31 protein-coding genes are annotated in these 26,292 nt (G+C 44.0%); 23 read left to right on the top strand and 8 right to left on the bottom strand.

Annotated elements, in window-relative coordinates:
- The first annotated feature begins 5 nt into the window (after positions 1-5).
- From GO755_RS30525 to GO755_RS30515, 3 genes are read left to right on the top strand one after another with little or no spacing between them, the layout of a single operon-like run.
- Positions 6-1,415: a phage portal protein gene (locus tag GO755_RS30525; protein ID WP_157589227.1), complete on the top strand. Its 1,410-nt coding sequence runs from the start codon at positions 6-8 to the stop codon at positions 1,413-1,415.
- A complete protein-coding gene (locus GO755_RS30520) occupies positions 1,412-1,603 on the top strand; it encodes a hypothetical protein (protein WP_157589226.1) in 192 nt (63 codons plus the stop codon). Before GO755_RS30525 ends, GO755_RS30520 begins: the two co-directional genes overlap by 4 nt.
- Positions 1,600-2,388, top strand: coding sequence for a phage minor head protein (locus tag GO755_RS30515; RefSeq protein WP_157589225.1), 789 nt, complete (start codon positions 1,600-1,602; stop codon positions 2,386-2,388). The genes GO755_RS30520 and GO755_RS30515 overlap by 4 nt, the downstream gene beginning before the upstream one ends.
- Positions 2,389-2,519: 131 nt before the next feature.
- Here GO755_RS30515 and GO755_RS30510 read toward each other — a convergent pair whose 3' ends face one another.
- A complete protein-coding gene (locus tag GO755_RS30510) occupies positions 2,520-4,430 on the bottom strand; it encodes an NACHT domain-containing protein (RefSeq protein WP_157589224.1) in 1,911 nt (636 codons plus the stop codon).
- 292 nt (positions 4,431-4,722) lie between these two features.
- Here GO755_RS30510 and GO755_RS30505 point away from each other — a divergent pair, with 292 nt between their 5' ends.
- Positions 4,723-4,983 carry a hypothetical protein gene (locus tag GO755_RS30505; protein WP_157589223.1) on the top strand — a complete coding sequence of 87 codons (261 nt, stop codon included), beginning with the start codon at positions 4,723-4,725 and terminating at the stop codon, positions 4,981-4,983.
- A 2-nt stretch (positions 4,984-4,985) separates the two neighbouring features.
- Here the strand turns inward: GO755_RS30505 and GO755_RS30500 are convergent, their stop codons facing one another.
- Positions 4,986-5,477, bottom strand: a complete 492-nt coding sequence (locus tag GO755_RS30500) for a hypothetical protein (RefSeq protein WP_157589222.1) — start codon at positions 5,475-5,477, stop codon at positions 4,986-4,988.
- A 185-nt stretch (positions 5,478-5,662) separates the two neighbouring features.
- On the opposite strand from GO755_RS30500, the gene GO755_RS30495 reads away from it, so the two are divergent.
- The 11 genes from GO755_RS30495 to GO755_RS30445 all read left to right on the top strand — a co-directional run bounded on the left by GO755_RS30495 (position 5,663) and on the right by GO755_RS30445 (position 11,327).
- Positions 5,663-6,382 (top strand): HK97 family phage prohead protease, encoded by a 720-nt coding sequence (locus tag GO755_RS30495; protein WP_157589221.1) that lies wholly within the window; start codon positions 5,663-5,665, stop codon positions 6,380-6,382.
- 17 nt (positions 6,383-6,399) lie between these two features.
- Entirely contained in the window at positions 6,400-7,803 is a 1,404-nt protein-coding gene (locus tag GO755_RS30490) for a phage major capsid protein (RefSeq protein ID WP_157589220.1), read from the top strand.
- Positions 7,804-7,896: 93 nt separating this feature from the next.
- Positions 7,897-8,151, top strand: coding sequence for a hypothetical protein (locus tag GO755_RS30485; protein WP_157589219.1), 255 nt, complete (start codon positions 7,897-7,899; stop codon positions 8,149-8,151).
- On the top strand, positions 8,152-8,640 hold the full coding sequence (locus GO755_RS30480) for a hypothetical protein (protein ID WP_157589218.1): 489 nt from the start codon (positions 8,152-8,154) through the stop codon (positions 8,638-8,640).
- A complete protein-coding gene (locus GO755_RS30475) occupies positions 8,640-8,957 on the top strand; it encodes a hypothetical protein (RefSeq protein WP_157589217.1) in 318 nt (105 codons plus the stop codon). The genes GO755_RS30480 and GO755_RS30475 overlap by 1 nt, the downstream gene beginning before the upstream one ends.
- Positions 8,954-9,373: an HK97 gp10 family phage protein gene (locus GO755_RS30470; protein WP_157589216.1), complete on the top strand. Its 420-nt coding sequence runs from the start codon at positions 8,954-8,956 to the stop codon at positions 9,371-9,373. The genes GO755_RS30475 and GO755_RS30470 overlap by 4 nt, the downstream gene beginning before the upstream one ends.
- Positions 9,370-9,801, top strand: a complete 432-nt coding sequence (locus GO755_RS30465; RefSeq protein WP_157589215.1) for a hypothetical protein — start codon at positions 9,370-9,372, stop codon at positions 9,799-9,801. Before GO755_RS30470 ends, GO755_RS30465 begins: the two co-directional genes overlap by 4 nt.
- A gap of 1 nt (position 9,802) precedes the next feature.
- On the top strand, positions 9,803-10,249 hold the full coding sequence (locus GO755_RS30460; RefSeq protein WP_157589214.1) for a hypothetical protein: 447 nt from the start codon (positions 9,803-9,805) through the stop codon (positions 10,247-10,249).
- Positions 10,250-10,295: 46 nt separating this feature from the next.
- Positions 10,296-10,781: a hypothetical protein gene (locus GO755_RS30455; protein ID WP_157589213.1), complete on the top strand. Its 486-nt coding sequence runs from the start codon at positions 10,296-10,298 to the stop codon at positions 10,779-10,781.
- Between the two features lie 122 nt (positions 10,782-10,903).
- Positions 10,904-11,059, top strand: a complete 156-nt coding sequence (locus GO755_RS30450) for a hypothetical protein (protein WP_157589212.1) — start codon at positions 10,904-10,906, stop codon at positions 11,057-11,059.
- 7 nt (positions 11,060-11,066) lie between these two features.
- On the top strand, positions 11,067-11,327 hold the full coding sequence (locus tag GO755_RS30445) for a hypothetical protein (protein ID WP_157589211.1): 261 nt from the start codon (positions 11,067-11,069) through the stop codon (positions 11,325-11,327).
- 5 nt (positions 11,328-11,332) lie between these two features.
- On the opposite strand, the gene GO755_RS30440 is transcribed toward GO755_RS30445, so the two are convergent.
- From GO755_RS30440 to GO755_RS30420, 5 genes are all read right to left on the bottom strand, one after another.
- Positions 11,333-12,397 (bottom strand): DUF5677 domain-containing protein, encoded by a 1,065-nt coding sequence (locus GO755_RS30440; RefSeq protein WP_157589210.1) that lies wholly within the window; start codon positions 12,395-12,397, stop codon positions 11,333-11,335.
- 45 nt (positions 12,398-12,442) lie between these two features.
- Positions 12,443-13,198, bottom strand: a complete 756-nt coding sequence (locus tag GO755_RS30435) for a hypothetical protein (RefSeq protein WP_157589209.1) — start codon at positions 13,196-13,198, stop codon at positions 12,443-12,445.
- A gap of 105 nt (positions 13,199-13,303) precedes the next feature.
- Positions 13,304-13,789, bottom strand: a complete 486-nt coding sequence (locus GO755_RS30430) for a YbjN domain-containing protein (RefSeq protein WP_157589208.1) — start codon at positions 13,787-13,789, stop codon at positions 13,304-13,306.
- Positions 13,779-14,246, bottom strand: coding sequence for a hypothetical protein (locus tag GO755_RS30425; protein WP_157589207.1), 468 nt, complete (start codon positions 14,244-14,246; stop codon positions 13,779-13,781). Before GO755_RS30425 ends, GO755_RS30430 begins: the two co-directional genes overlap by 11 nt.
- Positions 14,247-14,255: 9 nt before the next feature.
- Positions 14,256-14,813: a hypothetical protein gene (locus GO755_RS30420; RefSeq protein ID WP_157589206.1), complete on the bottom strand. Its 558-nt coding sequence runs from the start codon at positions 14,811-14,813 to the stop codon at positions 14,256-14,258.
- 275 nt (positions 14,814-15,088) lie between these two features.
- Here GO755_RS30420 and GO755_RS30415 point away from each other — a divergent pair, with 275 nt between their 5' ends.
- The 5 genes from GO755_RS30415 (at position 15,089) to GO755_RS30395 (ending at position 18,747) form a co-directional block, all read left to right on the top strand.
- Positions 15,089-15,295: a helix-turn-helix domain-containing protein gene (locus GO755_RS30415; protein ID WP_157589205.1), complete on the top strand. Its 207-nt coding sequence runs from the start codon at positions 15,089-15,091 to the stop codon at positions 15,293-15,295.
- A 150-nt stretch (positions 15,296-15,445) separates the two neighbouring features.
- Complete coding sequence (locus GO755_RS30410) at positions 15,446-15,940, top strand: hypothetical protein (protein ID WP_157589204.1); 495 nt, start codon at positions 15,446-15,448, stop codon at positions 15,938-15,940.
- A gap of 4 nt (positions 15,941-15,944) precedes the next feature.
- Positions 15,945-16,355 carry a hypothetical protein gene (locus GO755_RS30405; RefSeq protein WP_157589203.1) on the top strand — a complete coding sequence of 137 codons (411 nt, stop codon included), beginning with the start codon at positions 15,945-15,947 and terminating at the stop codon, positions 16,353-16,355.
- Between the two features lie 408 nt (positions 16,356-16,763).
- Positions 16,764-17,054 carry a hypothetical protein gene (locus GO755_RS30400; RefSeq protein WP_157589202.1) on the top strand — a complete coding sequence of 97 codons (291 nt, stop codon included), beginning with the start codon at positions 16,764-16,766 and terminating at the stop codon, positions 17,052-17,054.
- Positions 17,055-17,637: 583 nt separating this feature from the next.
- Positions 17,638-18,747, top strand: coding sequence for a hypothetical protein (locus GO755_RS30395; protein ID WP_157589201.1), 1,110 nt, complete (start codon positions 17,638-17,640; stop codon positions 18,745-18,747).
- A 121-nt stretch (positions 18,748-18,868) separates the two neighbouring features.
- Here GO755_RS30395 and GO755_RS30390 read toward each other — a convergent pair whose 3' ends face one another.
- The gene (locus GO755_RS30390) at positions 18,869-19,174 is read right to left on the bottom strand and encodes a hypothetical protein (protein WP_157589200.1); all 306 of its coding nucleotides are present in this window, start codon (positions 19,172-19,174) and stop codon (positions 18,869-18,871) included.
- Positions 19,175-19,282: 108 nt separating this feature from the next.
- Here GO755_RS30390 and GO755_RS30385 point away from each other — a divergent pair, with 108 nt between their 5' ends.
- The 3 genes from GO755_RS30385 to GO755_RS30375 are packed head-to-tail and all read left to right on the top strand — an operon-like array spanning position 19,283 to position 26,291.
- On the top strand, positions 19,283-22,378 hold the full coding sequence (locus GO755_RS30385) for a tape measure protein (RefSeq protein WP_157589199.1): 3,096 nt from the start codon (positions 19,283-19,285) through the stop codon (positions 22,376-22,378).
- Entirely contained in the window at positions 22,375-24,729 is a 2,355-nt protein-coding gene (locus GO755_RS30380; RefSeq protein WP_157589198.1) for a hypothetical protein, read from the top strand. The genes GO755_RS30385 and GO755_RS30380 overlap by 4 nt, the downstream gene beginning before the upstream one ends.
- Positions 24,726-26,291, top strand: coding sequence for a hypothetical protein (locus GO755_RS30375; protein WP_157589197.1), 1,566 nt, complete (start codon positions 24,726-24,728; stop codon positions 26,289-26,291). Before GO755_RS30380 ends, GO755_RS30375 begins: the two co-directional genes overlap by 4 nt.
- Position 26,292 lies beyond the last annotated feature (1 nt).

Raw genomic sequence — 26,292 nt, 5'->3', positions numbered from 1 at the left:
TAACGATGCTAGATAAATTTCGCTACAAACTGGCCACGGCGTTGGCCCCTGGTATGGGGCAAGCCCTAACCGCTGGCCGGTTGAATTACCTTATTACGGGTCGAGCGGTCACGGTGCTGCCTGCCGACTCGTTGACCTACATGCGGGCCTACGTTGAGAACGACATCATCTTTGCCGTTCAGAACTGGAAGGCCAAGAAGATCGGCGCGTGTCCACCGGTATTGTTCCAGGTGAAGGACAAAAAGAAGTTTCACCGGTATCTGGAGCTTCGAAAGAAAAAGGATGATCCCAGCGCCCAGCGACAGGCCAAAGAGCTAAAAGAGCAGGCCTTAGATCCAGTGGATAGTCACAGGATTCTTGACATCATCAACAAGCCCAATCCCAAACAGAACCGGGCTCAGTTCCTGTATAGCCTGTCGACCATGTACGACGTATTAGGGACTACGTTTGTGTACGGAAACCGCAGTAGCTCCGCAGTCAACAATGGACAGATTCAGGAGCTTTGGCGTATGCAGGAATACGGCATGCAGGTAGAGGGTTCGGGGCCAATGACGATGCCGACCCAGTTTCGATGCGTGTACGTCAAAGATCCGATACCCGCCGATAAGATGCTGACCTTACAGCGTTTCAATCCACTGGCTGAAGCGAACTCGTTGTTTGACTGGGGTATGTCCTTACTGGAACCATTACGGTTGTCGGTTATCACCAAACACCAGTCGGCCAATGAAGCCGAAAACGAATCCTATCAGAACCGGGGACCACGCAAGCTTATCTTTCCCAAGGAAGGCGCTACCCTGGATGAATTTGATCTGGAGCAAATTCAAAAGGTGCAGGACAACCTGGACAAGAAGCTGGCCAAGGGTAGCTATAATAAAGTGGTAGCCAATTCGGTCGCTTTGGATGGAATTGATATTGGTAGTTCGCTGGTCGATCTGAATGTCAATGAAAGCTATGATACCATGCTCGAAAAGGTCTGTGCTGTTTATGGAGTTCGTAAGGAAACAATGGCATCCGGCAAGCAGTCGACATTCAATAATCTGACCGAAGCTCGCAAGTATTCCCTGACCGATGGAGTGATTCCCGATCTGAACTTGATCTATGATAAGGTCTATAATGGCTTTCTGGTAAGCTCGTTTAACACCGACAAAGAAACCTTTCACGTTGAACCGGATCTGGACTTTTATCATGAATTGCAGGAAGATCAGAAAGCCAAAGCTGAATATCTGTCCATGCTGCCAGTGACGTCCAATCAACTCCTCGAAGCGTTTGGCTATGAGCCTGACGCAAATCCGCTGATGAACATACCTATGATACCCAGTGGCCGTATTCCCATTACTGATTTTGCTGCTGACCCAAATCAGGATGATCCTACCCAGAATGATGGAACGTATCAAGACCCAAAGAAAAAGCCATGATGACCCCACTGTATAATAAACCCACCCGCGAAGTCCTGCATGAAGGACTCATTGACCTGGACTGTTCAGTTCGGGAGTTCACACTTCAGCCTGGTAAGAAGGCGGTAAAAGTGTTGCACCGTCGGATTAATCCTGACCGGGCGGCTAGTCGTGCGCTGATGTGTTGTGGTACAAATCCTAGAAAATGAACTTACAGGAACAACGTCGCTACGCCCTAGCCTTCCTGCGCTGGTACAAACGCCATGAACGGCGGGCGTATCGGCTTGTTCAGGAATGGCTATCAGGCATTAAGGAAAACTTACTGGCCATGCTGGAGCGCATTGGCCTTACTGGGACTATCTTCAACATCAATGACCTGGTTCAGATTGGCTCTGTTCGTGAACTACTAACACGCATCTATCAGCATACACTCCCCGAAGCAGCCAAACGAGAATTTGAACGTTTACGCGAATTAATCCCCCAACGCACTGGTCGCACCATTACCGCCGACGTTGGTTTCTTTTCGCGGGTCTGGCAGAATACCACAACTCGCCTATTATCTCAAGCAGATACGGCCTCACGCATTACCCAGATTGCCGAAACCACGCGCAATCAGATCCGGCGTGTACTAGTCCAGGCCAATGCTGAAAACGTGGATAATCGGGAAGCGGCCAGACGAATCAGTACTGTGTTGGGTGGTAAAGGTGTCCGAACCCGCTCTAGACTCATTGCCCGAACAGAAACAACGCGCGTGGCTTCACTTGGCCATGAGGCAGGCGCTATGTCTACTAGCCTTCAGTTGAACAAAGTCTGGATTGCCACAGCGGATACTCGTACGCGGGAACATCATAGGCAGATGATTGGCAAAAAACCTGTCCCAAAAGATAGTTATTTCGTTGTAGGTGGCGTAAAAATGAAGTTTCCAGGTGATCCAGCAGGAGGAGCAAAAGAATGCTGCAATTGTCGCTGCTGTGTGACATATATCCCCGTGTAAATAGGGATAGATTCAGCATAGGTAAGGACCTTAAATATGGCCCTATTTACACTCCTAAATTATCTTTTATTATCCGTAACTCATAGAACATACGGTATCAGTAAAATAAGGTTAAGTTTCAATTTTCAAGATCAATTATGCGCATTTATATATTTATAAGATACTTCGTTCACTAAAAGTGAGTAGGGTAGATAATTTCTTTCGCCTAATGAAACATTTTTTCCAGCGAATGAATATATAAAAGTATCATAACTCGATCCTACACCAGTATATTTGTATAATTTAGAAAATCTTTTTATGGATTTTTTCACAACAACCTCTTCTAATAAGTTAAAAATCAAGCTATTAATATCTTCTAATTCAAAAGGATTAAATTTTTGCAAATTTTCTGAACTGTTTATTATAAAATGAATATTAGCCAATGCAACAAAAAAAATAGGCTTATCATTATAGTCAGGCTTCTCAATTAATAGTCTTGAAAAAAGAATCTTAAAAAATACGGGAGAATAGGAGGGCTTTTTAATCTTATGTAATAAAAGTACACCTAGATACATATTCGGATCAGATGAAATTGCAACCGCAATTGCAATTTCATTAGCAATATTTTTCAATAAATCAAAATTTGATGGAATTTCAGGCAAACCTACAATATATTTAGCAGCCAAAAATTCTTGGATTGATTTATGAGCAAATTCATATGACTCTATTCCAGATTGTATAAATAATCCATTGTGACTTTCTATCTCATTAATAACTTTTCTCATTTGCGAAACCGGCAAATTAAAGTCTTGGCATATAGCCCTATAAGCACTTTCTAAATCATATCTATTAAAAATAGCGGTATTGAATCTAGTGGTTAAAATATAAGATAACTTGGACAAAAATTCTATTTTCCTATCAACTTCGAATGAAGCATAGCTCGAAATTCTTTCAATATCTCTTTGTGAGTCCCAGTCTTCTAATAATAATTGAACTACCCTATTGTATACGGATTTAGGCTTTGCTGGTATTTTTTTATACCGCTCATAGATAGCACATAAGTGCGCAAGAGTAAGGGGTCGAATAACTGTATCGAAAAATGGGGACCCCATGATTTGACTATATAGATCTTCTGCCTCTTGCTTGTCAATTAGCCAACGTTCTGCAAATAATTTAATCTGATCCTTCGAAAGAGAGCAAACTTCATATGTTGCAGAGTTACTTATATTTATGTCAAAATCGCCAGTTCTAGAAGTAAGTACAAACTTTGAATTATCTAAACTAAGAGACAATTCTTCTAAATCTTTTTTTATAATCTGCTTAACTTTAGGATTGGGAATTTCATCGTATCCATCTAAAATAATTAACAGCTTTGCTTCTTCTATAAAATCAACAATTATTCTTTTCAAAATTTGCCGATATTTACTGTCGAATACACTTTGATTCACACTGAAACTATTTTCACTATTCACAATTATACCCAACTCATTTTTCAGAATAGAATATAAATTATAATCATTTATGTCGGATATTTTTTTAGGTATTCTAAGCTCTCTAAATCTTATAACAACTGGGCATGTAAATATATTTTCATACAGTTTTTCATTCAAAACTCTATAGCACAAAAATTTCATTAATGTAGTTTTTCCCGCGCCTGGACCTCCAAGTACTACAGTATTATATTTAATATTCTCTAAAAGAGAATTAAAAGGCAGCTTCGAGTCTTCTAAATTCTCAATCCTTAATCTTTTTGGAGAAACATAATAATCTAAACCAACATAAACTTGATTTAAAGATTTTGATTCTGGGGCATCTTTAAAAGAAACATTATTACACCAATTATTAGCTTTTTTTACATTGAATACAATCTGTTTTATAATAGTTTCTTCGCTTGACTCTAAACTAAATACAAGGTCTGAACCGCTGCGTCTAAGCAACTCATTTTCATCATCTATAAAATCTTTAACCTTTTTAAATGCTATATCAGCTAAATTATGAAGTACATATTCAGCAATTATACCTTTATAATCTAATGATTTAATAATACTCAATATTGAATCCATAAACAATAATTTTTACTATCGATTAAGTTCATTAAGCCAAACAACTTCACGCCCTTAAATTATGTCCTTTGATAAGATAGATTTATTTACTACCAATGAATGGCGACTAGCAAATACTGTTTTTTTTCGTTCTTCCACAACGGGAAAAACACCTTTTTTTTTGTGATAGTAATTTATATGAAGTATCTGTCTATTAGTCATTTAATGCCCCGTTCTGAAAGATTAGCGATTTCTACCTATTAACACTTGTTGGGATTCTGTAACTTCAAGCCAGTACAACACCCGTAACTTGATGATTTGCATTCCGATTCTTCCCCTGGACACGACTGCCCGTGAGCTGGTCGATTTCTGTCTTTCCTTTCAGACGGTAGCTGGTTTCATTCAAGTATTTGAAGAGAAATGGCAGCAACTCGGCGGTGAAAAGCAATACATGGGTGCTGCCTATGAATCCACGGAGCAACTTTATACTAGCCTGCTAAATCGTGGTCGACGTTTTAAAGATCGGGAAGTGTTTTATTCTGCCCGTTCCCGGCATTATTCCCAGGAGTCGTAGCGCTATTTTACGGCTGTTATAATATACTGGGCCGGGGGATCCCCCGGGGTCGTATAGATATAGATTAAGGTATCCTTAGTATAGGTCCCTGAGGCAAAACTATTAGCAAACGTAATAATGCCATTTTTTGAATTAACCGTGAAAAGATTTTTCTGTGGGTTAAAATGGGCAGTTTGATATAGAAAGTCATTTTCCAGGTCGGAATCAGTAATGGGTGTTGATTTATCGATCTGTTTCAAGAATGAGTCAATCCCGATTTTTTTATCATCTGTTGCCGCCCGTTCAACGAAGATTCGACCCGCTACGTAAGGGGCATAAGTCGTATCGGAATAAGTTTTCCAGTTAAATACCCACTTTTTTACTTTGTAGGTACCCACGAGTGCGCTCACGTAATCAGGCTCAGGATCTGGTTTTGACTGACAACCGATAAACGCCCAGCCAAACAGGTACATCAATACTAAAAGCTTTCGAATTGGCTGGATAGATGTAAACATACAATTAGAATCTGGAATTTCCGCCAGGCGTAAAGTTGGCAAATAGAATTAGAAAATCACTACAAGTCAGCGGCACAGACTGCGAAACAAAAAAAATATTTCTCCATCATTAACACGCGTTTATAGATAACCGTTAGTTCATCTCTGAACTTCACAGCCATCATTTCGTACCCTCCGTAACTGCTGTGAAGTTTAAGAACCTAAACATTAGTGTTAAGGATATTGACACCGTTACTGGTGTCACGACTGGCTACCTGTCACATTGGTACAACAAAGATTCTGATGGGGATTTTACGGTCAAGGGAAAAACCTTCGTCAAGACCGTTTCCGAAGGTGGTCCTAAAGGTTCAGGCCGCATCAAGCACCTGCTTAATCACAGCTTCAAAAGTCCACTTGGTGTCTTTCAGGATCTATACGAAGACAATACAGGTCTGGGTTACAAGTCTCAACTCCTCAAAAACCACGAGGGCGTTTTTATTCCTGATTCTGATTTAGTGATTGCCTGTTTTGTTAACAAATATGGCCTTGAGCATTCCATTGGCTACAAAACGGTAAATGAGCAAAAAACAGCAGACGGCAATATGCTCTCTGAGGTGATGCTGTATGAAGGATCTACGCTAACCGGCTATGGAGCAAATCCGCTCACGCCAATGACCGGACTCAAAGGTCAGTTTGATGACAATGAGTTGGATGAGGAGGATGCCAAAGCGCTTTATAAGCATCTCGAATCGATCCTGCACCGGGATAACTGGCAGGATTCCACCTATGAATTTTTTCAATCCAAGTACGATGAGTTAGGCAAGCTCCTGGAAAAACACAAACGCACCACTCAGCCGCCGAAAGACACTGAGCCGGACTACAAAGGATTTGCCGAGCGAATGAAGTCCCAATTTACTCTCAATTAAAATTCTGTAACACGACCATGAAAACACAACTTGTGTTGTTAGTGCTCACCCTTGTTCTGTTCACGCTGTTCAATCAGAATGGGCAGGCAATGGCGTTTTCCTACGCCACTACCTTAAATCCCAATCGGGGGTGGGCGGCTAATCTGTATGAACGCGCCAAAATCTGGTTTGACAAGTCGCTTGAGGATGTCGAAAAAACCTTCAATGAAGGCATCAAAGACATGAAAGAGCAGGTCAAAGGCTGGAAAGAGGACTTTGAGAAAGCGACTGATAAAAAGGCTACCAAAGAGGAATTGGAGACCTTAAAGAAAGAGTGGGAAGATAGGGCGGAAAAACAGCAAAAGCACTTGGATGAACTGCAAGCTGCCAAAGACCGCATCAAAGATTCCCAGACCGAAAAGAAGTCCTTAATGCAGCAAATTGAGGAAAAGGCTACGGCTAATGATTTCGTCAAAAATGCATGGAACCTACCCGCTGGCCACGAAAAGAAGGGAATTGAAATTGACTTAAAAACGGTCTCGATCAACTCTACCAGCTACTCGCTGACAGGAACTAACTCGTTTTTACTGCGTGGTCTGGAAATGGAACCAGGCGTGGCCAAAGATCCGACGACTCCATTTTTCATCCGTAACTTAATCAGTGTAGGTGCTACGTCCGAAAACACGGTTTCGTGGAACGAACGGGTAATGGTTGAAGGTGGTGCTGGCCAGGTTGCGGAAGGTGCCACGTTCCCCCAATGGTCAGGCAAGTGGGCTAAAAAGTTTGCCAACACCAAGAAAACGGCGGTTTACACCAAAATCACCGAAGAGATGTTGGAAGACGTTGATTTTGTTCTATCTGAAATTCAGGATGAATTAATCGACGGTCCAGCGGGTATGAACAACCAGTTGGAAAACGAAATTTTGTCAGGTGATGGTACAGGCGAACACCACACGGGTATTCTGACTCAATCGACTGCCTTTGCGCTCCCATCTGGCTTTGAAACGCTGGCCGCTCCCAATAACTTCGACCTGATTCAGGCAATGGCCTTGCAGATTGAGTTGGCCAACTACATGCCTACGCACGTCATTTTAGGTTCTTCAGCTTTTGCCAACATGAACCTCTACAAAGACACCCAGGGCCGGTATTTGATCCCTCCTTTTGTATCAGCAACGGGCATGCTCATCGCTGGACTTCAGGTCATCAAAACGAATCGTTTTGGCTCAGATACGGTACTGGTGTGTAACCCACAACTCGTGAAATTCCGTATCAAACGAAATCTGACGCTTCGTTTCTTCGAGCAAAACGAAGACGATGCGCTGACTGACCGGACAACCATCACGGCTTCGCTACGGGGTGTATTGTTCGTGAAGACGCCGGATCTGAAAGGACTGGTTAAGTCTACCTTCTCAGCGGGCAAAAACCTGATTAAAACGGCCTAATACCGGGCAATCCAGATCATACCTAACCAAAGCCCAACGCACGTCACGTTGGGCTTTGGTGGCGAAAATCATTCATTTTTTACCCGATTAGCTATGAAAACGCTCATTGCAAACCAACCCCTCTCCGGTGATTACGGCTATGTAGGAACGGATGAGACCTTCCAGGCTGAAGACGACGTGGCCAAGTCGCTACTGGAGCGAAAGCTGGCTACGTTGTCAGACGAGCAACTCGAAGCAGTAGCTGAGTCTGATGAAGATCCGGACGCTGAGAAGAAAGACGACAAGGGCGCTGCCAGTCGTAAAACCAAAGACGACAAAACCGTTTCGACGGCTAATCTCACTGAATAGATGAAATCAGGCTTAATCATTCGCGTTCAGAGTCGGGAAGTGGCCAACTTTGATCTTATCAATAAGATCAAGGCGTTGCTATTTCTGGATCTGAACCTGAACGATTACAATGATTTACTATTGGATTGTCGTGACCGGGCGATTGATGATGTGGAACGGTTTACGGGTCTTTCCATTGGGCCACAGGTCCGTAAGGTTTCCTACTCGATCCTGACTGAAACGACGGATTTGCCCTATGGCCCTTACTTGTCGACGGTCTCCGTTTCGGCAGGTGGCTCAGTGGATGCCGATGGCCGCTTAACGGCGGATTGGCCTACTGGGGGCAACATCGTCTTTAAGTGTGGCTATGACTTTGATTCCATTCCAGCGGTTTTGCTTGATGCTGTGGCCCGCGCTGCGGCTGAGTATTCAGGCTTGAATTCAAGCCTGAAAGCCGGTGGCTGGAAAGACTCCATTCGACGGTATCGAACCTTTAACTGGGCAAGCTGATGATTCCACGGGATCGGATTCAAATCGTTCGCTCTGTTCGGGCTTCAGATAATGCTGGAGGTTCTACCAAGTCCGGTGAAACGGAACTGCTGAATGGACTGGCCGAAGTGAAGGAGTTAAAATCTCCGTCTCGACCGGATTTGATTCAGCAAAAACTTAGCCTGGTCATTCAGGCTAAATTCTGGAAACGGGCGGGTTTGGTGTTACTGGCTGGGGATACGCTTATCTGGAATAATCGACGCTTCACCCTTCAGGGGCCTGATGTAGCTGAAGATTTCAAGAACGTAGTTCGTGTGGTTACTGCGATTCAGCAATGAGTAAAGTACACGGCCTTGATGAGCTGATTCGGGATCTGAAACGACTACCCAAAGAAGCGGAAACCGGAGCCATTCAGATTACCGAAACCTATGGACGGTTGACGGAATTCCAGGCGGTTGAGAAGGTGGCAGTCGATCACGGAAAATTGAGACAGTCCGGTTTTTACGAATCAACAAACCGGGGCTTTGGCGCAAAGATTACGTTTTCCGTGCCCTATGCCCCATTTGTAGAATTTGGAACGGGTGGCTTAGTCTCAATACCCGAGGGTTGGGAGGAGTTAGCTGGCCAGTTTAAAGGGGCTGGCAAACGGGAAGTCAACCTACCGGCAAGGCCATTTTTGATTCCCACGTTTCTGATAAATGGAGATCTGTATTACAAGGCACTGGATGCCATGTTAGCCCGGTTGGTACAATGAAAGATGCTGGTTTCCCACTTCAAAAAGCCTACTTCTCCCTGCTAACCGGGTTGGTGTATGGGGACATTGAACTGGGTTTTTATAGTGTAAAAGCGCCAGATGATGCTCAGAAACCTTACGTCATAATTGGCCCCTGGATCGGTCGGCCTGACAATTCAAAGTACACGTTTGGTCAGAACGGGGAGATTATACTGGATGTCGTTACGGAGTTTTTCGGTAACGATTGGAGTCGGCAGCCTGCTGCGGAGATAACTGACTTGATCACCGAACGGCTACTGCCTGAACCAACATCAACTATCCTGGACGTGAACGGCTTTGATGTGGTGTTAACGCTGATTGGTCCTGTTCAGGACATTGACCTTACCACTGAACGTGGCACCCTGGTACGAAAACTTATTACCGTAACACATTCCTTAAATCAACTGTAAGATGGCAGGCAAGTTCAATGCTTCAAACATAAAAATTCAAATCGGAGTCGATCCGGTTTCTCCAGCTACAACTATCTCCGTTTGGAAGGGTGTTTCCGAAGAAAATACCGTCACGTTTGATATAGGTGTAGCCAAAATTGATACCACGACCAAATATAATAACCGTTTTGCTAGCTCTTTGCCTGGCCTAATTGAAGGTACTATTTCGGGTGAAGCAGCGGTGAATAATGCCACATCATCAACGATGTACAGCAGCGGTGATGTACTGACTATGATCCTATCAGGTGTTACGAAAACCTTTCGTATTGGCACCGCCAATGATGATGATCCATATGAGGTGTTCCAGGGCTATTTCACCAAGTTCACCAAGAAAGCGGACAAAGAGTCGATGGCTATCTACACCTTCGAGATTGCCATGACGACGGCTCCCGTTCCATTTGCGTCTTAATCGCCAACCTTTCTAATGTCAGGCTAACCACCTGGCCGTTTTTACTATGCAAACATATGCCTCTATCGATCAGCAGAAGCTGACGTTTGGAAATTATGCTACCCGTCGGTTCTGTCGGTTGCAGGGTTGCACCAATGACGCCACGACCATTTTACAGGAGTTTGCCGGTCCTAACCGGGGAGACGCCCTGTTCCATATTGTCAAAGCTGGTCTTGAAGCCCAGTACGCCATTGACAAGCAGCCATTCACATTTGACGATGCGGATGTAAGTGATTTTGTTGATAAGGTCGAAGGCGATACAGCCAAGCAAAATGAAGTCGTCTATGCGTTCATTGGTTCGGTCATCAACAAACCAGCAACAGAGGTGCCTGCCTGGATTGAAGAGGTAAAAGCCGAAGCGGAACGACTGGCCGCTGAAGAACAAAAAAAGGCTTCTCAAGCCCAAACTCCCGACGAACCAAAAAACGTCAAAGCGGGCAAGGTGGATTCAACTACGAAGACATCGAGTCCCGCGCCTACGGCTACGGTTTAACCGCCTTTCAGTTCTGGTTTGAATTCAGTTACGGCCAGACCATTGTTTGGCTCAATCAGCAGTCAAAACGGGAAGCCGATCTATACCTGGCCAACGTCCGACGTGACCGAAAACATGCCTTCATGATTATCAGCTCACTGGCTTCTGAAATGCCAGACATGGGGGAATGGTGGCCAATCGATGAGGAGGAAATCAAGGCCGCTGAACGAAGTAGACAGGGTGAAAGTGTATCTGCATCTGAGTTTGTACGCGCTTTTGGCGCTGCCTTTCGACAATAATAAAAAGATGAAACAAAAAATCTCACCCATTCCCTCGTTCGAAGTAGTGCCTGATCTATTGGAATGGGTGAGGCAAATTATAGACTTAAAGGGAAATGGATTTTTTACCGCTTATCAATATAACCTCATCCTTTACCAAAAGAAAGGTGAGGCATACGAAGCAATAGAAAAAGTTTTTGAACAGTTTTACGGGAAAAGGCGCTTTTCGGACAGGGAGGTGTTTTTCGTCAAGCTCTCTCAGTGGAAGAAAAGACAAAATAAGTTTTGATAAAGTTATTCTTCTTTAACTTCTGAATTATGAAAAGCTAACAAAGTCTTATCATATATTTTTCTAAACACTAGAGTATTTAAAATGTATTCGTGTTTCACAGAGGCAAAATATAGAATATGATTATTTACCTCATGAAAAATCGCCAAAGTAAGTTGAATAGGATCTATAATTCCTTTTAAGTCGGTGGATTGTTGAGTGATGCGTGGCAGGATAATGGTATTATTTTCCACATAATCGGTTAGCGGCAAAAAGCCAGAATGGGCATATTGAGAAGCCCAAATATAAAACACTCGATAGCGCCCCCAACCCAACAAATCCTCAATCCCTCTAAGAGTAGCTTTTTGTTTGCCAGGAAATAAATCATCTGCCCAGCCATAGTCATTATCAATAAACTCCTTCCCATGCAGTTCCTTAAGTTGTTGTTGCTGAGTAGTTATAGTATCAATAATTCGTTGTTCTAATGGCGGAAACTTAAGCTCTTCCACGTGCTTTGAAAAGCTCTCGGCCTTCTTTTTTTGGCTTCGGATGGAATGATTAATAAATTTAGCAGTGAGGTTATTGTCGTTAAGAGAGATTAAAAGAGTTAATGTTGCGGCATGTTCATAAAAAGACCTCCAAAGTATTAAGGCTCCATCATTATAGCCATTTAGTAACATTACACCGATTTGATCTCCCATTCTCATTAGATGAGCATATAGAGCAATTACTATGCTTTCCGTTTCTGTCAATTGAGCTTCTTTAACTTTATCCTGTAGCTTTTTATTTAACAGGTATACTGTATTAAGATATGAGAAAAAACCCTTAAAAGGTTCTCGATTAAGCTCAGAAATTTGGCGTTGATTTTCTACATGAACATCAATAAATTTATCATACTTTATTGTATATATTTTTTGGTAAGCTTCGGCAATTATATCTTCATAGGCTTCGGCTATTTCATTAAATTTACTCTCTAACTTCTTTTCAAACTCATCTTCTGAAAGATCTGAAGTTTCACGGGCGCTTTGAATCGCTTTATCAAACTGTTCTCCTGCATTTTCAACAAGTAAACCTACCAAAGAAAGTCCCATATCTCTCTATTTTTAAAACTTGCAAGAAAAAGATGTAAAGCTTTACTATGTCTTGTCTAACAAGTCATTTGCAAAGTCAATAGGGGCCATAGGATTATCAAGAAGTCCTTTTACGCCCTCTTTTATAATTGCCTTAAATGCCTCCGCCTTGACCTCAACAAATAATTTTATGCCAGCCTTTTTTATGCGTGCCCAAATATTAGCCAGCTTTTTTCGTACTTCTCCTTTCGGGAGCTGCGTTTGGGTGTCTTGTAGCTCCTGAACACTCTCAATGATTGATTCAACTTCCTGCTTCTTTTCCCCATTCAGTGAATTGTCGTTAACAAACGAATGAAGTAGCTTGATTGTATCCGTGCAGAGTTGATCAATCTTTAGTTGAGTAGCTGTAGGATAGCTATGCGTGTTATCGTCACTTTCTATTACGAAGGCTTCTAAAAACTCTTCTTCATAGCCCTGTAAAATAGTATCCTTGTCGAGTGCGAATTGCTCAATATATCCATTTACTAAACGCATCCAATCCTTAAAATACACTTCCAATTGACCTTCAGTCATTGATCCTGTACCTTCTGAAGCGTCAGAATTTGTTTTAGGCATATATACCGCCCTAAAAAATGGTTGTTCACCTTTATTATCAAATTCTCTAACTATAAAAAAATATGGTAAATAGTTATCCACGGGTTTAAAGCTGAAATAAGCATCCTTGACATCTGATTCTTCTATATTTTCATTTAAAATCTGAAGTAACTTTCGTCTGGCTTTGAGCATATCCAAGGGCCAGTGTCTTTTATCCTTGTCGGCCATTACTAAATCGTTTTGAGTAAATATAAGTATCACATTATCAAAGATGATTCATGTAGTCATGAGGATTGAAGCATAAAAAAGGACCTTCGTAATAAAGGTCCTTTTTTATGCTTCTGGTAAACTTTTAGTTGGGGCAGTGAATAAGCTATCTGCCCTTTCTATTGCTCCCTTTACGTCAATTTTCTCGTATATAAGATTGTTGAATGTGTCAAGGGTATCATCCATGAGGTTAATACTCCAATTTATTATCTCAGAGATAACACTTTCCTCAAGTTTGTCTCCTCCTATAATAGTACTTGTTCTGCACCTAATTTCATTCCCCTTGGTAATATCAAAATTACCTAGTATCAAATTTGCATTATAGTGATTGCATAAAGCCAAAATTTGATCACGTTTTGCTTTGCCTTTAGGTACTACTATAGGGTGATAGATGATAATTGTCAGTATATCATTGCTTGGATTGATTGTAGCATAGCAATTATAGTTTGCCTTATCTGTCTTAAAGCCGAAGGAAATAATTTGCAGGTTAGAGCCTAGTATATTATATACCCATTGCCTCTGATCAAAAAAATACAATAATTTATCGAACATGACTTAAATCTTTCAAGCGATTAGTGTATACGTCTCCCTCTGCGCTCAATGCTCCAAAAATTCCCATAGAATCTACGTGAAGGGTATTGTAAGTTTCAATGCCTACGGCAGGTAGGTCTGCCATTGGGGACAATGCTAGCACAGCTTTCTCTTTGCGCTTAGCGCTGCCTCTTTTAAGCCAAGGATGCATTCCGGTAGTGGCCCTGCAAGTGTCCAAGAGAAAAGAGGCAGTGCCTAATATAAAAGCTGTAGGCTCAGGCTCGAATTTTATGTATTCGCTTTGTGCTGGACTAGCCTGAAACTGAGAATGAAAGCTGGCAAAATACTCTTTAGCGCTAGGGCCGCTAAATTGCATTGCATCGATAGCTTTCAATTCTTTGTCGATAACATCCTTAGGCGTCTCAGCAAAGTACTTGTCTACTTGCGCCAATAAACTGATTAAGGTCTCGTCAAACATATCAAGCTATTATTTAGGTAGTGGAAATTCTGTATTAAACTTAAAGGAAGTCAAGATGGTATTATCAAGCTCTAAAAGACAAACAATATAAATCGGACTTAAATTCGTAAAAGCATCATGTTGAGAAGCAAAGTCAAATTTCGTTATCTCCCTAATGCCTATACTGCTATCAAGCGCACGTATTGCCTTGTAAGGGAAAATTCCTTTAGACTTTAAAAATTCAATGAAGGCGCCTACAGGCCAACGCTCACTTGCTTCATAGTTAGCTTTGAATTTCTCCACTAGCTCCATAAATGCAAGCATGTGTATACGATTACCTACTAAATCGAAGAAATTCTCTTCTGTTAATTTAAGCTCCGCTTCAAATATATAATACTTCCTTCTATATGTGGCCTTTCCATACGAATGAGCCATGCCCTTGTTATTATCCCAGAAGTAATAACCACTACCCAAAAACTTATGTTTGGCTGGATCATCTGGCTCATGAGTTGACCAAAAGGGGCCGCTAGCCTCTATTTCCTCTATTTTTCCCTCTTTCTTACAGGTGTGATAGCCTATTATGCGCATGAACTTCTACAGAACGATACTTTTGAGATCAAAAGTGCAATCTAAATATATTTTACCTAATAGGCCATGTCATACTCTACCTTACAATACGGCATAGTTCGTACTAAATGCAATTTTCTTGCCTAAAATTAAAGCTAGAACGAGGCTTTGGAGATGCTACAGCAACGCAGCTAAAACATGTAGATACACGTAATTTTGCCGTTAGGTAAAGTGAGGAAAAGCAAGGGAGGTCTATACAAATGAAAAGTTTATATTTGTACAAACTTTTCAAAGTTATGGCAATAACCACCTTAGCGGAAAAAATTAAGGCCGCTCGAAAGTCCAAAAACCTAACCCAGACAGAGTTGGGGGAGCGATTGGGTGTAACAAAGGGGACGATAGCTTCTTATGAGGCTGGTCGAAATAATTTTACTGTTGAAACATTGCAGAAAATATCTAACGCTCTGGGTGTAACAATTTCAATTGATATAAATCCAGAGTAATAAAAAATTTACCCCTAAAGTTTTGGTATATATATACTTTTGGTTAGATTTGTGTTGTCAATCAGGTGATTGACACGTCATGAAAAACCCCGCGCTGGCAACTTGGCAGGAGACAGCAACGGGGAGACGTTCATCAAACAGTTAGTTAAAATGAACACGGTACAAATGTACGCGGGTAAGGGGAATAATGTACCTCCTACTCCACAAGCGGCCAAAAATGGCCCTCAAGTCCCCATTTTAGTGGACTATCGGCAGTTGCCCGAAAAGCCTATTTGCTTCCAGCCCCTGGCTGGCATAATCGACCCCGATTACCTACGCCAGTTCCAGCTAACACCTCAGGAACGCCAGCGGGCTACCCTGCTGACCGTAGCTACGAGTACGATGGCTCACTTGATACCCTTGCAAACGGTTGTGCTGGCCGTCACACTCAACCCAGTTCAGTACGCCGATGCTGAGGGAAAGGTGGTAGCCATTGCCCTCGAATCAAAACCGCAGGAATTGGTATTTGGTCGCGTCGTGGCCATTGATGTCGCTTGTATCAAACTGGGTTTTGAGTGCCCTGTCAATTCGGGCGTGACCATTGCCCGTGTAAGCATTGGCTTTTTGTGTCTGGTTCGCTACATCGTCACTAAAACTGTCATCTAGGACTATGGAAGCGAACCCAAATCTCATGGTTCCCAAACCCGGCCAATCCTGGGTGGATTATTTTTTGGACAAGCTTGTATACGATGGGGATATGACCCCAAAGGAACGTAAGCTGGCAGGCATAGTCAATGTCCCTGATGACAGCATGTCGCCACCAATCAACTACTCAGAACGGGCTATGCTGGTCGTCATTGGGGTTGAACCCATTGACTTCCCAACCTTACTGGGCAAGGTTGTACTGATTACCACCTTGCAGGAGCCAAAAAGCTACTTCATTGGCCGGGTGGCCGCAGTTGACGAGCAGGTCATTCGGCTCACGCGCGATAATGCTACATGGCCCCAGCGTGAAACGGAGCGTAAGGATATTTTGCTGATGTGTCGGTGTGTATATATGACGGGTGTTCCTGTTCTGTAAGGCCATGAAAAAGCAGATTCAAACCCCACTAATCAGTGATGGCTTTATTAGGGAATTAAACTGGAAGCAATTCATTGTAAGTAGTGATTCATTGGCCCCTTTGATGTGGAGAGGTTATGATTTAACCTGCATTCCTGTGCCGCCTAATAGCCTCCCGGAAGTAGGTGACTTGGTTGTCGTCGAATGCCGAATTGCGGGGCGCAAATATTGCTCATACCGAGTTGGTTTTTTCGAAAGCGCCGATAATCGAGTACTTACACTCATTTATGACGAGCAATTTAAAGAGTCAATTGGCGATTGGGTAATCCCTTTTCGTCAGGTTAAGCGGATTTACGTAGTTGATAGGATTTGTAGAGTCTACGCTAGAATGAATAAGTTCTATCCAGCCATAGCCAAAAGGTACTATCCATGAACACAACCCACACCAATACCCAACCTACGGGCGCCACAACTACCACGTACCGCGCTCTGACCAGTCAACTAGTAACCGATGTAGCCGTTGATTCCGGTGAACCCCAACAGGCGGTTTATGATCGCATTTTTACGCGGTTGTTATTCCTGTACGGCATTGACGTATATATGTATCCGCGAGGGAGAAACGAAAGCCTTTTAGTGGTGGCCGAACGCCATGATGTGATTGACAAAGTGTATGCGCTGGCCTATGCAGAAAAGCTGTATTTTCAGAGTTACGAGGAATGATGAGCAATGAGAACATTGATAAGTCCAGTAGTATTACTGGGCTTATCAAGCTTATTCGCAGGCTCCCAGAATATGAAGCGTGGAAACGGGCGGTCTTTATTCGAGATCGGTTTCAATGCCAACACTGTGGGGCTAGGAATGGCCAAAAGCGAGTAATTGAGGCTGACCATATTATAAGCTTCGCAAAGCTGGTGAGGGAAAATGGAATCTCTACAGTGGAGGAGGCTAAAGATTGCTTTGCGCTTTGGGAGGTGAGTAATGGCCGCTGCTTGTGCCATTCTTGCCATGAGCAGACGGATACGTATCCAATGAATTTTAGGCGAAAAAAGGTGAGATCGCGATAAGCCAAAATAAATTGTCAATAATAATGCCAGCAGCTAGATTTTTTTCACAAGAGGACGCCTCCTTAATAGTTGATACTTACCGAGGCGGAGGGAGTATCAACTCCTTGGCCTCCCTTTTTGAGTGCGATGATCGTGTAATTAAGCGAATACTCAAGAAGAATAATATTTCCATTCGGCCACTAAGTAGGCTTTACGGAAACGAAAAGGAAATTATCTCTCGATATTTAGATGGGGAGTCAATGGAATCTCTTGCAAAGTACTACCAAATAGACCCACGCTACGTAAGAAGGGCTATTCAGGAAGGTGCAGTTGTACAGAGAAATAAATTTGAAAGAACCCGGAAAAAGAAATTAGATGAATCTTTTTTTGACATTATAGACTCAGAGGTTAAAGCCTATTTTTTGGGCTTCATGTATGCTGATGGATATAATAACCAAAGGGAAGGTAGGATTGTATTGTCATTGCAAATGCGAGACCTGCCCATTTTGGAAAGGTTTCGAGAAATCTTGGGTTATGAGGGGGATGTAATCATAAGAGAACGACTTAATCTTGCCACATTAAGAATAGGGAGTAGGAGACTCTCTGAAAGTCTAGCATCTTTGGGTTGTCGGCAAGCAAAGTCACTTACACTTACCTTTCCTGAATGGCTGCCCGAAAAACAACTACCTCACTTTATTCGTGGCTATATTGATGGAGATGGTTGCTATTATGCAGGTGTCCAAGGTGAGGGTAATTTTAAGGGGGCTTATGTAGGTGCCCTAGGCTCTGTATTGTTTATTGAAAAACTTACTGAAATTATATCGAAAAAATGCGGAGTGAATGCTAAAATTAGGCCACACCATACTTCCGTGGGAGTGCGTAATATGATTGTAGGTGGGGCTGGACAATTTGAAAAGGTGGTTAACTACCTATATGAAGGAGCCACAATTTACCTAGAAAGAAAAAAAGTAAAGGCCTTCTCGGTGCATCCTCTTGGTCGCGCAGGAGTCAATAACCCGGCTGCCACACTTAATGAACAACAGGTAATCGAAATCAAGGCTCGCTTACTTAGTAAAGAAAATATAAAGTTGCTAGCTAGTGAATATGGCGTATCCCTAGCAGCCATACACAAGATTAAGCGAGGTAGAGCATGGGCATCGGTGACAGATATTACTTTTGATCCAAATAACAAAGAGCGCCCTACTGGCTCTAGTAATCCAATGTCAAAACTCATTGAGTCCGACATTCCGCAAATTCGCAAATCATTACTAGAGGGAATATCCATGAATCAAATCGCAGCCCAGCACTTAGTTAGTGAAGCTGCAATACGGCTTATTAGGGATGGAAAGACATGGGGCCATATTCCATAGCCTTAAAATGCAAAGAATAAGGGGCTTTATTTTATGGAGTAAAGCCCCTTATTCTTTGCCCACCTATTACATGTAGATACATGATTTGAGTAAGTTGCTGTAACTGTTTTAATTAGTTAACTTAAAGATTGTTTGCTTTACGTAGGCTATCAATGTAGGCTTCTGAGTGAGCTTTGCCAAGTAATTTATACCCTTTATCTATTAACTCCCTGTAAGTAAAGTCCTCATTTTTCACTCCATGAATTGCATTATCGGCGACAGCCTGACCACAAAGTTCATGATTTAGTGAATCGGTTGCCTTGGTTGAGCCTTCACGAACGTCAGCCCACATAGTTTCACTATTATACCTTTTATCCAATGGGCTACTACAGCTAAATAGGATTAGGGTTGAGGTTGATATTGCAACAATCTTAATTACTTCTTTCATAATGCCAATATAACCATTTGGCTGAATACCTTACCGTAGGGTTATATTTTGAGTCTATTGGTAATAGTAGTTTCGTAGGCATTCACCAGCCTAGTGCAACTACCTACCTTGGAGCGTAAATTAACCGTTGAGATGGGTTTTAGCCCCACCGGGCTTGAGTCCGGTGTAGGGAAGGCTATTTCCAAGCTGCAAGAGCTAGGAAGTTTTGCGATCCAATTTGGCGATAAGTTTACTAGTGCTATTGCGGGGGCAACCAGTTCAGCTTCAGCATCAATAAGTCGTTTTGCGACCCAATCCAACGCATCTCTAACTAGTTTTTACGAAAAGCAAGATGCATCCCGCAAAATATTCTCCGCTGGTTGGGGTCGGTTGGCGGATGATGTAGCTAAAGCGGGTAAGCGATTAACCGTTGGACTCACCCTTCCCCTTACACTGCTCGGAGGACAAATACTTCAATCCTATGCGGAGATAGACTCTCTAAATCGAGGGTTGGTATCAGTAATGGGGTCGGCCAGCTTAGCTGGTAACGAATTCAAGGCTTTACGATCTGTTAGTGCCTTACCTGGCTTGGGGTTACAAGAAGCTGTAGCAGGTAGTGTAAGACTCCAAGCCGTTGGATTCTCGGCAGATAATGCACGAAAAGCACTCCTTCAATTCGGAAATGCGATAGCTCTGACTGGGGGCGGTAAATCAGAATTAAATAGTGTTACCGTTCAGCTTGGGCAGCTAGCCGCAAAGGGAAAGGTTCTTAGTCAAGATTTACGGCCAATTATTGAGGCTGCCCCTTCTATTGCTCCTGCCCTTCTAAAGATTTTTAAGTCGGTAGACCCAGAGATTATCTCTGAAAAGCTAAAGATAGCAGGTAAGGATTCGACATATTTTATCAACCTACTGACATCTGAGTTGTCAAAGTTACCTCGCATAATAGGTGGCCCCAAAAATGCGCTAGAAAATCTAAGTGATTCATTAACAATAGCTAAATATAATTTTGGGCAGGCAGCCGATAAGGCAATTGATCTTACGGGGAAAATTAATAGCCTTGGCGATTTTATTACCTCACTGTCGAATGATTTTTCCAACCTAACCCCACAAACACAGGGGGCTATTTTGGTTGTAACTTCTCTTGTTGCTGCCATTGGACCACTCACTTTAGGACTAGGCACTGTTGTTAAATTACTTCCTACGATTGCCACTGGATTTGGCGCACTATTCAGTCCTATAACTGCTGTAGTAGCAGTATTGGCTGCGGTGGGTGTAGCCACTTACAGTATCATTAAATTTAATTTGGCAGTTGTATCTTCCTATAGTTCAGCAAGGCTTCTATCAGAAGCTCACACTTCATTAGCCCAGTCGATAGGTGCAGAAACGGGTCGCCTGAGTGCCTTACTTGCAGTTGCTCGTGACGAAAAACACTCTAAGCTAGATAGAAAAAAGGCTATTGCTGACATAAATGCTATTTCGCCTGAATATCTGGGAAATATCAGTTTAGAGACAATAAATACCAAGAATGCTACGCAAGCTATTCGTGAGTATACGAAATCACTAACTCTAAAATCACAAGCTGACTATTATGCTGCAAAACTTTCCGAATCGGCAGCAAAGCTAACCAAAGAGAAGCAGACGCCCTTAGAGGATCGCACTACCGCGCTTGATGGGTTTGCGGCTCGCGCAAGCAGTATTGGTGCTTATTTCGGCTATTATGAAGAGTCCGAAAAAAAGCTTCGCAAAAAGCAAAGCGAATTAAGTAGTCAAGCTATTTCGGACGCCCAAAAAGAGTACGATTTTAACAAAAGGAATCTTGACGTTGCTATTGAACAGCAGGTAAAGCTAACTAAGGGTAAGACAACACCAACTGCTATTGATTTTGTAAGTATTGGTGGTCAATCATCTATTGCTAAGCTTAAGGATGACGTAAAGGCAGCTAAAGAGGCTGTTGAGAGTTTCAGGTCGGACAATCCAAATAAAGCAGTGCCGACAGAACTGCTGGATAGATATAAGATTCTTTCTAGCAGGCTTGAGGATGCCACCAGTGACACTAAAAAGCATACGGCTGCCGTAAAAGAGTCGTCGTCAGCTTTAGAAATCTTACAGCGAGTAAGCGAAAATACAGCAAAGAAAATTCAAGATCAGCGAGCACTAAAGGGGTTCGTATCAGCGGAAGACGTGCACCTACTTGAAAGGACAGATGCGCAAATTGCCCGTATTACTGGGAGTCTTGAAAAACTGGATAAGGCCCAATCAATAAAACCTAAAGTGGATTTTTTCACTGCCGAAGGGTCCGAAAAGTTTAGGGACATAGCAGGCCTTGTAGTAGCTCCACTTCAGCGCCTACCCGGCTTGGCTGCCCGATTTAATGATGTGCTGAAATACCGCACGATTGACCAGTATACCGAAAGCATTGAAAAACTAAAGTCCAGTATCTCAAAAGACCTCTTTAGTTGGTTAGCAATACCACGAAGTACGATGGATTCGCTGGCTGAGTACATCGCTCTATTGAACAAAAATAGTCGTGCTACAAACGAAAAAACTGGTTTAGCTGAAATTCGCGCCGACAATCTGGCAGGCGGCACTATGCCCAATGTAGTAGCAGTGCAGAGTATGATTGATCAAGTTCGAGCCGGAAAAGATGCAATAAATCTTTCTGTGCAGGAACTAGCTGCTGCTATGAGCACGGGTAAAGCTACACTTGCGCAAGGTGGAGTTGAATTACTTTCCGGTATCGGTAGTGCTATTGGTCAAGGGCAAAATCCACTAAAGGCTGCCTTGAAAACCATTCTGGATATTCTTGGGAATTATATCATTCAACTAGGCACAGCCTTGCTCCTATCAAGTGCCGCATTGCTTGCAGCAGCACCATTGACGTTCGGAATTACACTTGCACCAGGTCTAGGGCAACAGGTTGCAGGCGGGCTTCTTATTGCAGGTGGAGCCGCCGTAAAGGCCATTCCCTTTGCCGATGGTGGCACGGTTGAAAAACCTACTTACTCCCTAACCGGTGAATACGTAGGGGCTAGTCGCAACCCGGAATTTATTGCACCAGCTTCGAAGGCTGGAGGAATCATTGCGCAAAGTTTAGTTAAAATGGGAGCGGTCGGTGGTGGAGGCAATTTCTCTGTTGAAAAAGTCATTTCTGGTTCAGAATTACGGTTAATCATTCGCCGGTCAGAGGCTGCTGACATCGCCCTTGGAGGGGGCCTGTCATGAGTTATTCGACAAATTTCTTCTTTAGCTACTATAAGGTTTTGACCGCGGGTACTATTCCTGCTCAGTTTCGAATCAGCTTCAAACGTCGGGACTATACAGGCGAAGCTATCGAGATCTTACCAGGTGGAGAACCCTTAGTCATCGAGGCCGTCGATTCGCCCGATAATCCGCTCTCGTCGATGTGGCCACTCAAGTTCACATTTGAACTAGTCTGTCAGGAGTACTGGCAAGCGGAAAGTTTTTATACCGAAGATGAGCGGGAGTTGCTGGTTCTAATTGAGATCGATGAAGGGTCTGGTTTTGCCGTTGAACACTTCGGCTGGATTACTGCGGTGGATTTCAAAATGGACCACTCCTCAAAACCATTTAAGGTTTCCGTCGTCGCTTCAGATGGCCTGGCATCGCTAAAAACGCGTTCACTGTTGGATGCGAATGGCAAACGTTTACAGGGATACGTTAGCCTGTCAACCATTCTTCGTTCAGCCTTTTCGAATGCCGGGTTTGATCAACCACTAACGACGGGGGTTAACCTGTTTGAACAGACAGAGGTAGGGCTGGACCGGATTGATAACAAAGCCAATCCGGCTACCGATCCACTGTATCAGGCGCTGGTCAATTCGGAAACCTTAGTGACTGATTCAGGTGACACGCAGTTCGGCTGGGATGCCCTGAAGCGTGTTGTTGATCTGTTTGGTTGTCGGCTTTCCCAGACTAAGGGACAATGGTGGGTCATTCGGGCTGACGAAGCTGCGGGCGGATGGGACCTGTGGAATAATACTTCCACTGAGACCATTCACACACGTACCTATACGAGTAATTTGGTTAGCGATGCCCCCGGTTCACACACCTCCCGAAATTTGATTCTTGATGTTGGAAAAGGACTTCCAGCCCAAATTTTAGCGGGTGGGCCGGTTGACTTGTTGCCAATACCTAAAAAGGCGATCAAGCTGGAGCAGTCGTATGGCCGTTATCAGTCCCGATTGCCTAACGCCGATTTTTCGCAGGTCGATAGCACGTTTCTGCCCGTCGGCTGGCGTCGCAATAACATCAGCGAAGCGGATGGATTTCGGGCGGGATCAGGCACGGAACTAGATCCGTATCGCCTTGTTCTCTACGGAGCCGGTGACGAGAAACTAACGGCTGATTCGCCTTACATCGGCATTCGGGTGGACTATGACCAGAATTCACCGGAGTTCAGTCAGTCGATTACGCGCACCATAACGGGCGAATTCCAGCTCCATAATGCGAAGTCCGCCAAAATCGTGGTGTTTGCCTTCACCCCTGAAGGGGGTTATATCGGGCAGGCGAGTGGTGCCTGGAAGATGAACCCTTCTAAAAAAGAGCAGGTAGGTATTTTGATTGACCACTCGCAGATGGTGGCCAATGTCATGCAGACCAAGCCAGGTTGGGCGGAGATTTCCATTAAAATGGACCCGATTGACCGGGTGTTCTCCTTTCTTTTTTATCTGTGTCAGGCCGAAGCGCTCACTAAGCCCAACGGCTTACCTGAACAGGGGCCACCTAGACCCTACATCGAATACCGAAACATTCGCATGGAGGTCGCCAAGGCAGGTCAGAACATCACCGGTACTAGTCAGGTCGTAGCCTTGCCCAATCAAAAGCCGACGGACACAACCCTATCCCTTACCCTGGGTGATGTCGCTTATTCGACTACGCCTTATGATCGGTTGAATACGTTGTTTCGACGGTCAGCCAATCCACCTGCCCCGCAAACCAACTATTACTACGCTGACGCTGATGTGCTGGTTAGCAATCCGACTGGACATAACGTTGGCAAGTCGGCATTGTCTTGGCTGATTCAGAAATATGCTCGTCAGATGATGCAGTTGGCCCCCACATTTGAGGGCCAAATCATTGGCCGTTTTCCGGCAGGGATACATACGGTTCTACGGCTACTGGATTTTGGGGAAATGATCGACGGGGTGTTTGTGCCGTACCTACTCCAGTTAACGCGCTGGAAATGGCGCACTAAAATGGACATCCATGAAGTGACTGCGGTACGCATCAACTCAACGGATACCGTAGGCCTGCCCATACCGAAAGCCTACTGGCAAACGCCCGATGGTGAAGTGCCGATGAATGTGGATGACAGCGGCAATCCCGTGAATCCAGCCTTGAGCCAGGGGAGTCTTTCCGAGCGGGATCAGTTTCTAAAAAATCTGTCTCTGTCGGGCATTAAACCAAACGTTACGCTTCAACCCAATGTAGCCGGTTTTTCGAATCTAACGGGCAAATCCGTGGTGACCCTTTCGGGCTACATCGGCGACGAATTCAAGGGGAAAGTGCTGGCCCAATTACTCAAAAATCCTAACCTATCGCACTTTGTATGAGCATCGTCTTACCTACCGCTAATTTCCGAATCGGCACGGCTCCCTATCCAGCTGCGGGGTGGACGTTTGCCGTTCTGGGGCCAATTCCTGACGGGGAGACCGAAGCTTTACAGCGGCAACAGATTGGCAATCCCGTATTCGTGGCTGACTATGACAACAATCCGTTCATGAGCGATGTAGTCTATAAATTTTTAGCGTCGCACCCAGACTACCAGTCCGATGCGGTACTGGTTCGCGGGTATTTCGATGAGAACGAAGGGTTTCATGCGTTGTCCGATGAGGAAGCGGATAGCGGCTCGGATGGAAGTCTCTCAAGGATTATTGACGCAGCCTCGTCAACGGAGCTTCGAACGGCTTTAGTTAGTCTTTTTGAAGCAGCCATGGCCAACTCGGTTACGAAACGAATTATTTGTGAGTATATAAGTACCTGCGATACCACAACTCCACCCACGCAGACCTATATTTTCACTAATCCAATCGATTACGAAGCAGTTGCCACGGTGGCGGTAGACTCCATCGACGTGGAAATATTGGATGAAGACTGGGAGGGTACCAGTGGCGATTCCATTGATGTAGAGATTCTTGATTCGGAGTGGGAAGGCGAAGTAGCTAATCCCGTTCCGACCGTAAATAATCATCAGCCTGACCAGTTAATCACCGCTAGCGGGGATCAATACTATGATCTGAATGCAGACTTGTTCGCCGATCCAGATGATACCCAAAGTCTTCTCGTGCGTCGTCAGGATAAGGCCACGAGCGTTGTTTCGGCCCTGCCTGTCGGCATTTCCTTCGGGTTTGATGCCACGACAGGACTACGACGGATCACGGTGCTCAGTACAGTGGTTGACCAAATACTACGCATGTTCGTCACCGACACGGATTCAGTGGAACAAACCATTTGGGACATTCACCAGCTGACTATTAACCGGGCGCAGATCAGAATCATGCCGGATGTTTCGGATCAGACCCACAGCAACGATTTCAGCGTCAACTTCTTTGATGAGGATTCAAATCCAAGTCCAGGTTATGCTTTTATCGGTGGAACGGGTACATGGGGCTGGTCGGCGGGTCAACTCTGCCAGACCGCAACGGCAAGTTCCTCCGATATGCGGATGGTGCAGTTTACCAGCAACGGTTCACAGAACTCACTCGATGCTGACCGCGCCCTGGGTCTTATCAAGCCCACTGCCTTTACCTCCGATTCCCGTCTAGGCATTGGCCTTCGCTTTGGGAGCGGGGCCAGCGACGGCTATGCGCTGGTCATTACGGACAATACCAGCGTTCAATTACTTCACAGTGGAGTCTCCTTTGGTCCCTCGAAGGCCTTTGTTAGCGCCCTGAATGTGTGGTATTTCGTTCGGATGCTCTACGAAGAAACGGGCAGCTCGACCGCTCGAATTTCGGCCAAAATCTGGAATGCGTTGCAGGCCGAACCCGAAAGCTGGCCCATCGTCTGGGAAGATCAGCCCCGCCAATCAGGCTATCCGGTTATGATCGCTGGCTACAACGGCGCTAAAGGCTGCATTGGTCCCTGGTATGATTCAAAAACCTTAGCTCCCTAAC

Origin of the sequence: Spirosoma arboris, from assembly GCF_009754945.1 — a bacterium.
GTDB lineage: Bacteria > Bacteroidota > Bacteroidia > Cytophagales > Spirosomataceae > Spirosoma > Spirosoma arboris.
This window is presented reverse-complemented; position numbering and strand designations above follow the sequence as displayed.

What these genes read in the sequence shown, in the direction of transcription:
- GO755_RS30525 (WP_157589227.1), top strand. Translation starts at nt 6, where the DNA reads ATGCTAGATAAATTTCGCTACAAACTGGCCACGGCGTTGGCCCCTGGT.
- GO755_RS30520 (WP_157589226.1), top strand. Translation starts at nt 1,412, where the DNA reads ATGATGACCCCACTGTATAATAAACCCACCCGCGAAGTCCTGCATGAA.
- GO755_RS30515 (WP_157589225.1), top strand. Translation starts at nt 1,600, where the DNA reads ATGAACTTACAGGAACAACGTCGCTACGCCCTAGCCTTCCTGCGCTGG.
- GO755_RS30510 (WP_157589224.1), bottom strand. Translation starts at nt 4,430, where the DNA reads ATGGATTCAATATTGAGTATTATTAAATCATTAGATTATAAAGGTATA.
- GO755_RS30505 (WP_157589223.1), top strand. Translation starts at nt 4,723, where the DNA reads ATGATTTGCATTCCGATTCTTCCCCTGGACACGACTGCCCGTGAGCTG.
- GO755_RS30500 (WP_157589222.1), bottom strand. Translation starts at nt 5,477, where the DNA reads ATGTTTACATCTATCCAGCCAATTCGAAAGCTTTTAGTATTGATGTAC.
- GO755_RS30490 (WP_157589220.1), top strand. Translation starts at nt 6,400, where the DNA reads ATGAAAACACAACTTGTGTTGTTAGTGCTCACCCTTGTTCTGTTCACG.
- GO755_RS30485 (WP_157589219.1), top strand. Translation starts at nt 7,897, where the DNA reads ATGAAAACGCTCATTGCAAACCAACCCCTCTCCGGTGATTACGGCTAT.
- GO755_RS30480 (WP_157589218.1), top strand. Translation starts at nt 8,152, where the DNA reads ATGAAATCAGGCTTAATCATTCGCGTTCAGAGTCGGGAAGTGGCCAAC.
- GO755_RS30475 (WP_157589217.1), top strand. Translation starts at nt 8,640, where the DNA reads ATGATTCCACGGGATCGGATTCAAATCGTTCGCTCTGTTCGGGCTTCA.
- GO755_RS30470 (WP_157589216.1), top strand. Translation starts at nt 8,954, where the DNA reads ATGAGTAAAGTACACGGCCTTGATGAGCTGATTCGGGATCTGAAACGA.
- GO755_RS30465 (WP_157589215.1), top strand. Translation starts at nt 9,370, where the DNA reads ATGAAAGATGCTGGTTTCCCACTTCAAAAAGCCTACTTCTCCCTGCTA.
- GO755_RS30460 (WP_157589214.1), top strand. Translation starts at nt 9,803, where the DNA reads ATGGCAGGCAAGTTCAATGCTTCAAACATAAAAATTCAAATCGGAGTC.
- GO755_RS30455 (WP_157589213.1), top strand. Translation starts at nt 10,296, where the DNA reads ATGCAAACATATGCCTCTATCGATCAGCAGAAGCTGACGTTTGGAAAT.
- GO755_RS30450 (WP_157589212.1), top strand. Translation starts at nt 10,904, where the DNA reads ATGATTATCAGCTCACTGGCTTCTGAAATGCCAGACATGGGGGAATGG.
- GO755_RS30445 (WP_157589211.1), top strand. Translation starts at nt 11,067, where the DNA reads ATGAAACAAAAAATCTCACCCATTCCCTCGTTCGAAGTAGTGCCTGAT.
- GO755_RS30440 (WP_157589210.1), bottom strand. Translation starts at nt 12,397, where the DNA reads ATGGGACTTTCTTTGGTAGGTTTACTTGTTGAAAATGCAGGAGAACAG.
- GO755_RS30435 (WP_157589209.1), bottom strand. Translation starts at nt 13,198, where the DNA reads ATGGCCGACAAGGATAAAAGACACTGGCCCTTGGATATGCTCAAAGCC.
- GO755_RS30430 (WP_157589208.1), bottom strand. Translation starts at nt 13,789, where the DNA reads ATGTTCGATAAATTATTGTATTTTTTTGATCAGAGGCAATGGGTATAT.
- GO755_RS30425 (WP_157589207.1), bottom strand. Translation starts at nt 14,246, where the DNA reads ATGTTTGACGAGACCTTAATCAGTTTATTGGCGCAAGTAGACAAGTAC.
- GO755_RS30420 (WP_157589206.1), bottom strand. Translation starts at nt 14,813, where the DNA reads ATGCGCATAATAGGCTATCACACCTGTAAGAAAGAGGGAAAAATAGAG.
- GO755_RS30415 (WP_157589205.1), top strand. Translation starts at nt 15,089, where the DNA reads ATGGCAATAACCACCTTAGCGGAAAAAATTAAGGCCGCTCGAAAGTCC.
- GO755_RS30410 (WP_157589204.1), top strand. Translation starts at nt 15,446, where the DNA reads ATGAACACGGTACAAATGTACGCGGGTAAGGGGAATAATGTACCTCCT.
- GO755_RS30405 (WP_157589203.1), top strand. Translation starts at nt 15,945, where the DNA reads ATGGAAGCGAACCCAAATCTCATGGTTCCCAAACCCGGCCAATCCTGG.
- GO755_RS30400 (WP_157589202.1), top strand. Translation starts at nt 16,764, where the DNA reads ATGAACACAACCCACACCAATACCCAACCTACGGGCGCCACAACTACC.
- GO755_RS30395 (WP_157589201.1), top strand. Translation starts at nt 17,638, where the DNA reads ATGGAATCTCTTGCAAAGTACTACCAAATAGACCCACGCTACGTAAGA.
- GO755_RS30390 (WP_157589200.1), bottom strand. Translation starts at nt 19,174, where the DNA reads ATGAAAGAAGTAATTAAGATTGTTGCAATATCAACCTCAACCCTAATC.
- GO755_RS30380 (WP_157589198.1), top strand. Translation starts at nt 22,375, where the DNA reads ATGAGTTATTCGACAAATTTCTTCTTTAGCTACTATAAGGTTTTGACC.
- GO755_RS30375 (WP_157589197.1), top strand. Translation starts at nt 24,726, where the DNA reads ATGAGCATCGTCTTACCTACCGCTAATTTCCGAATCGGCACGGCTCCC.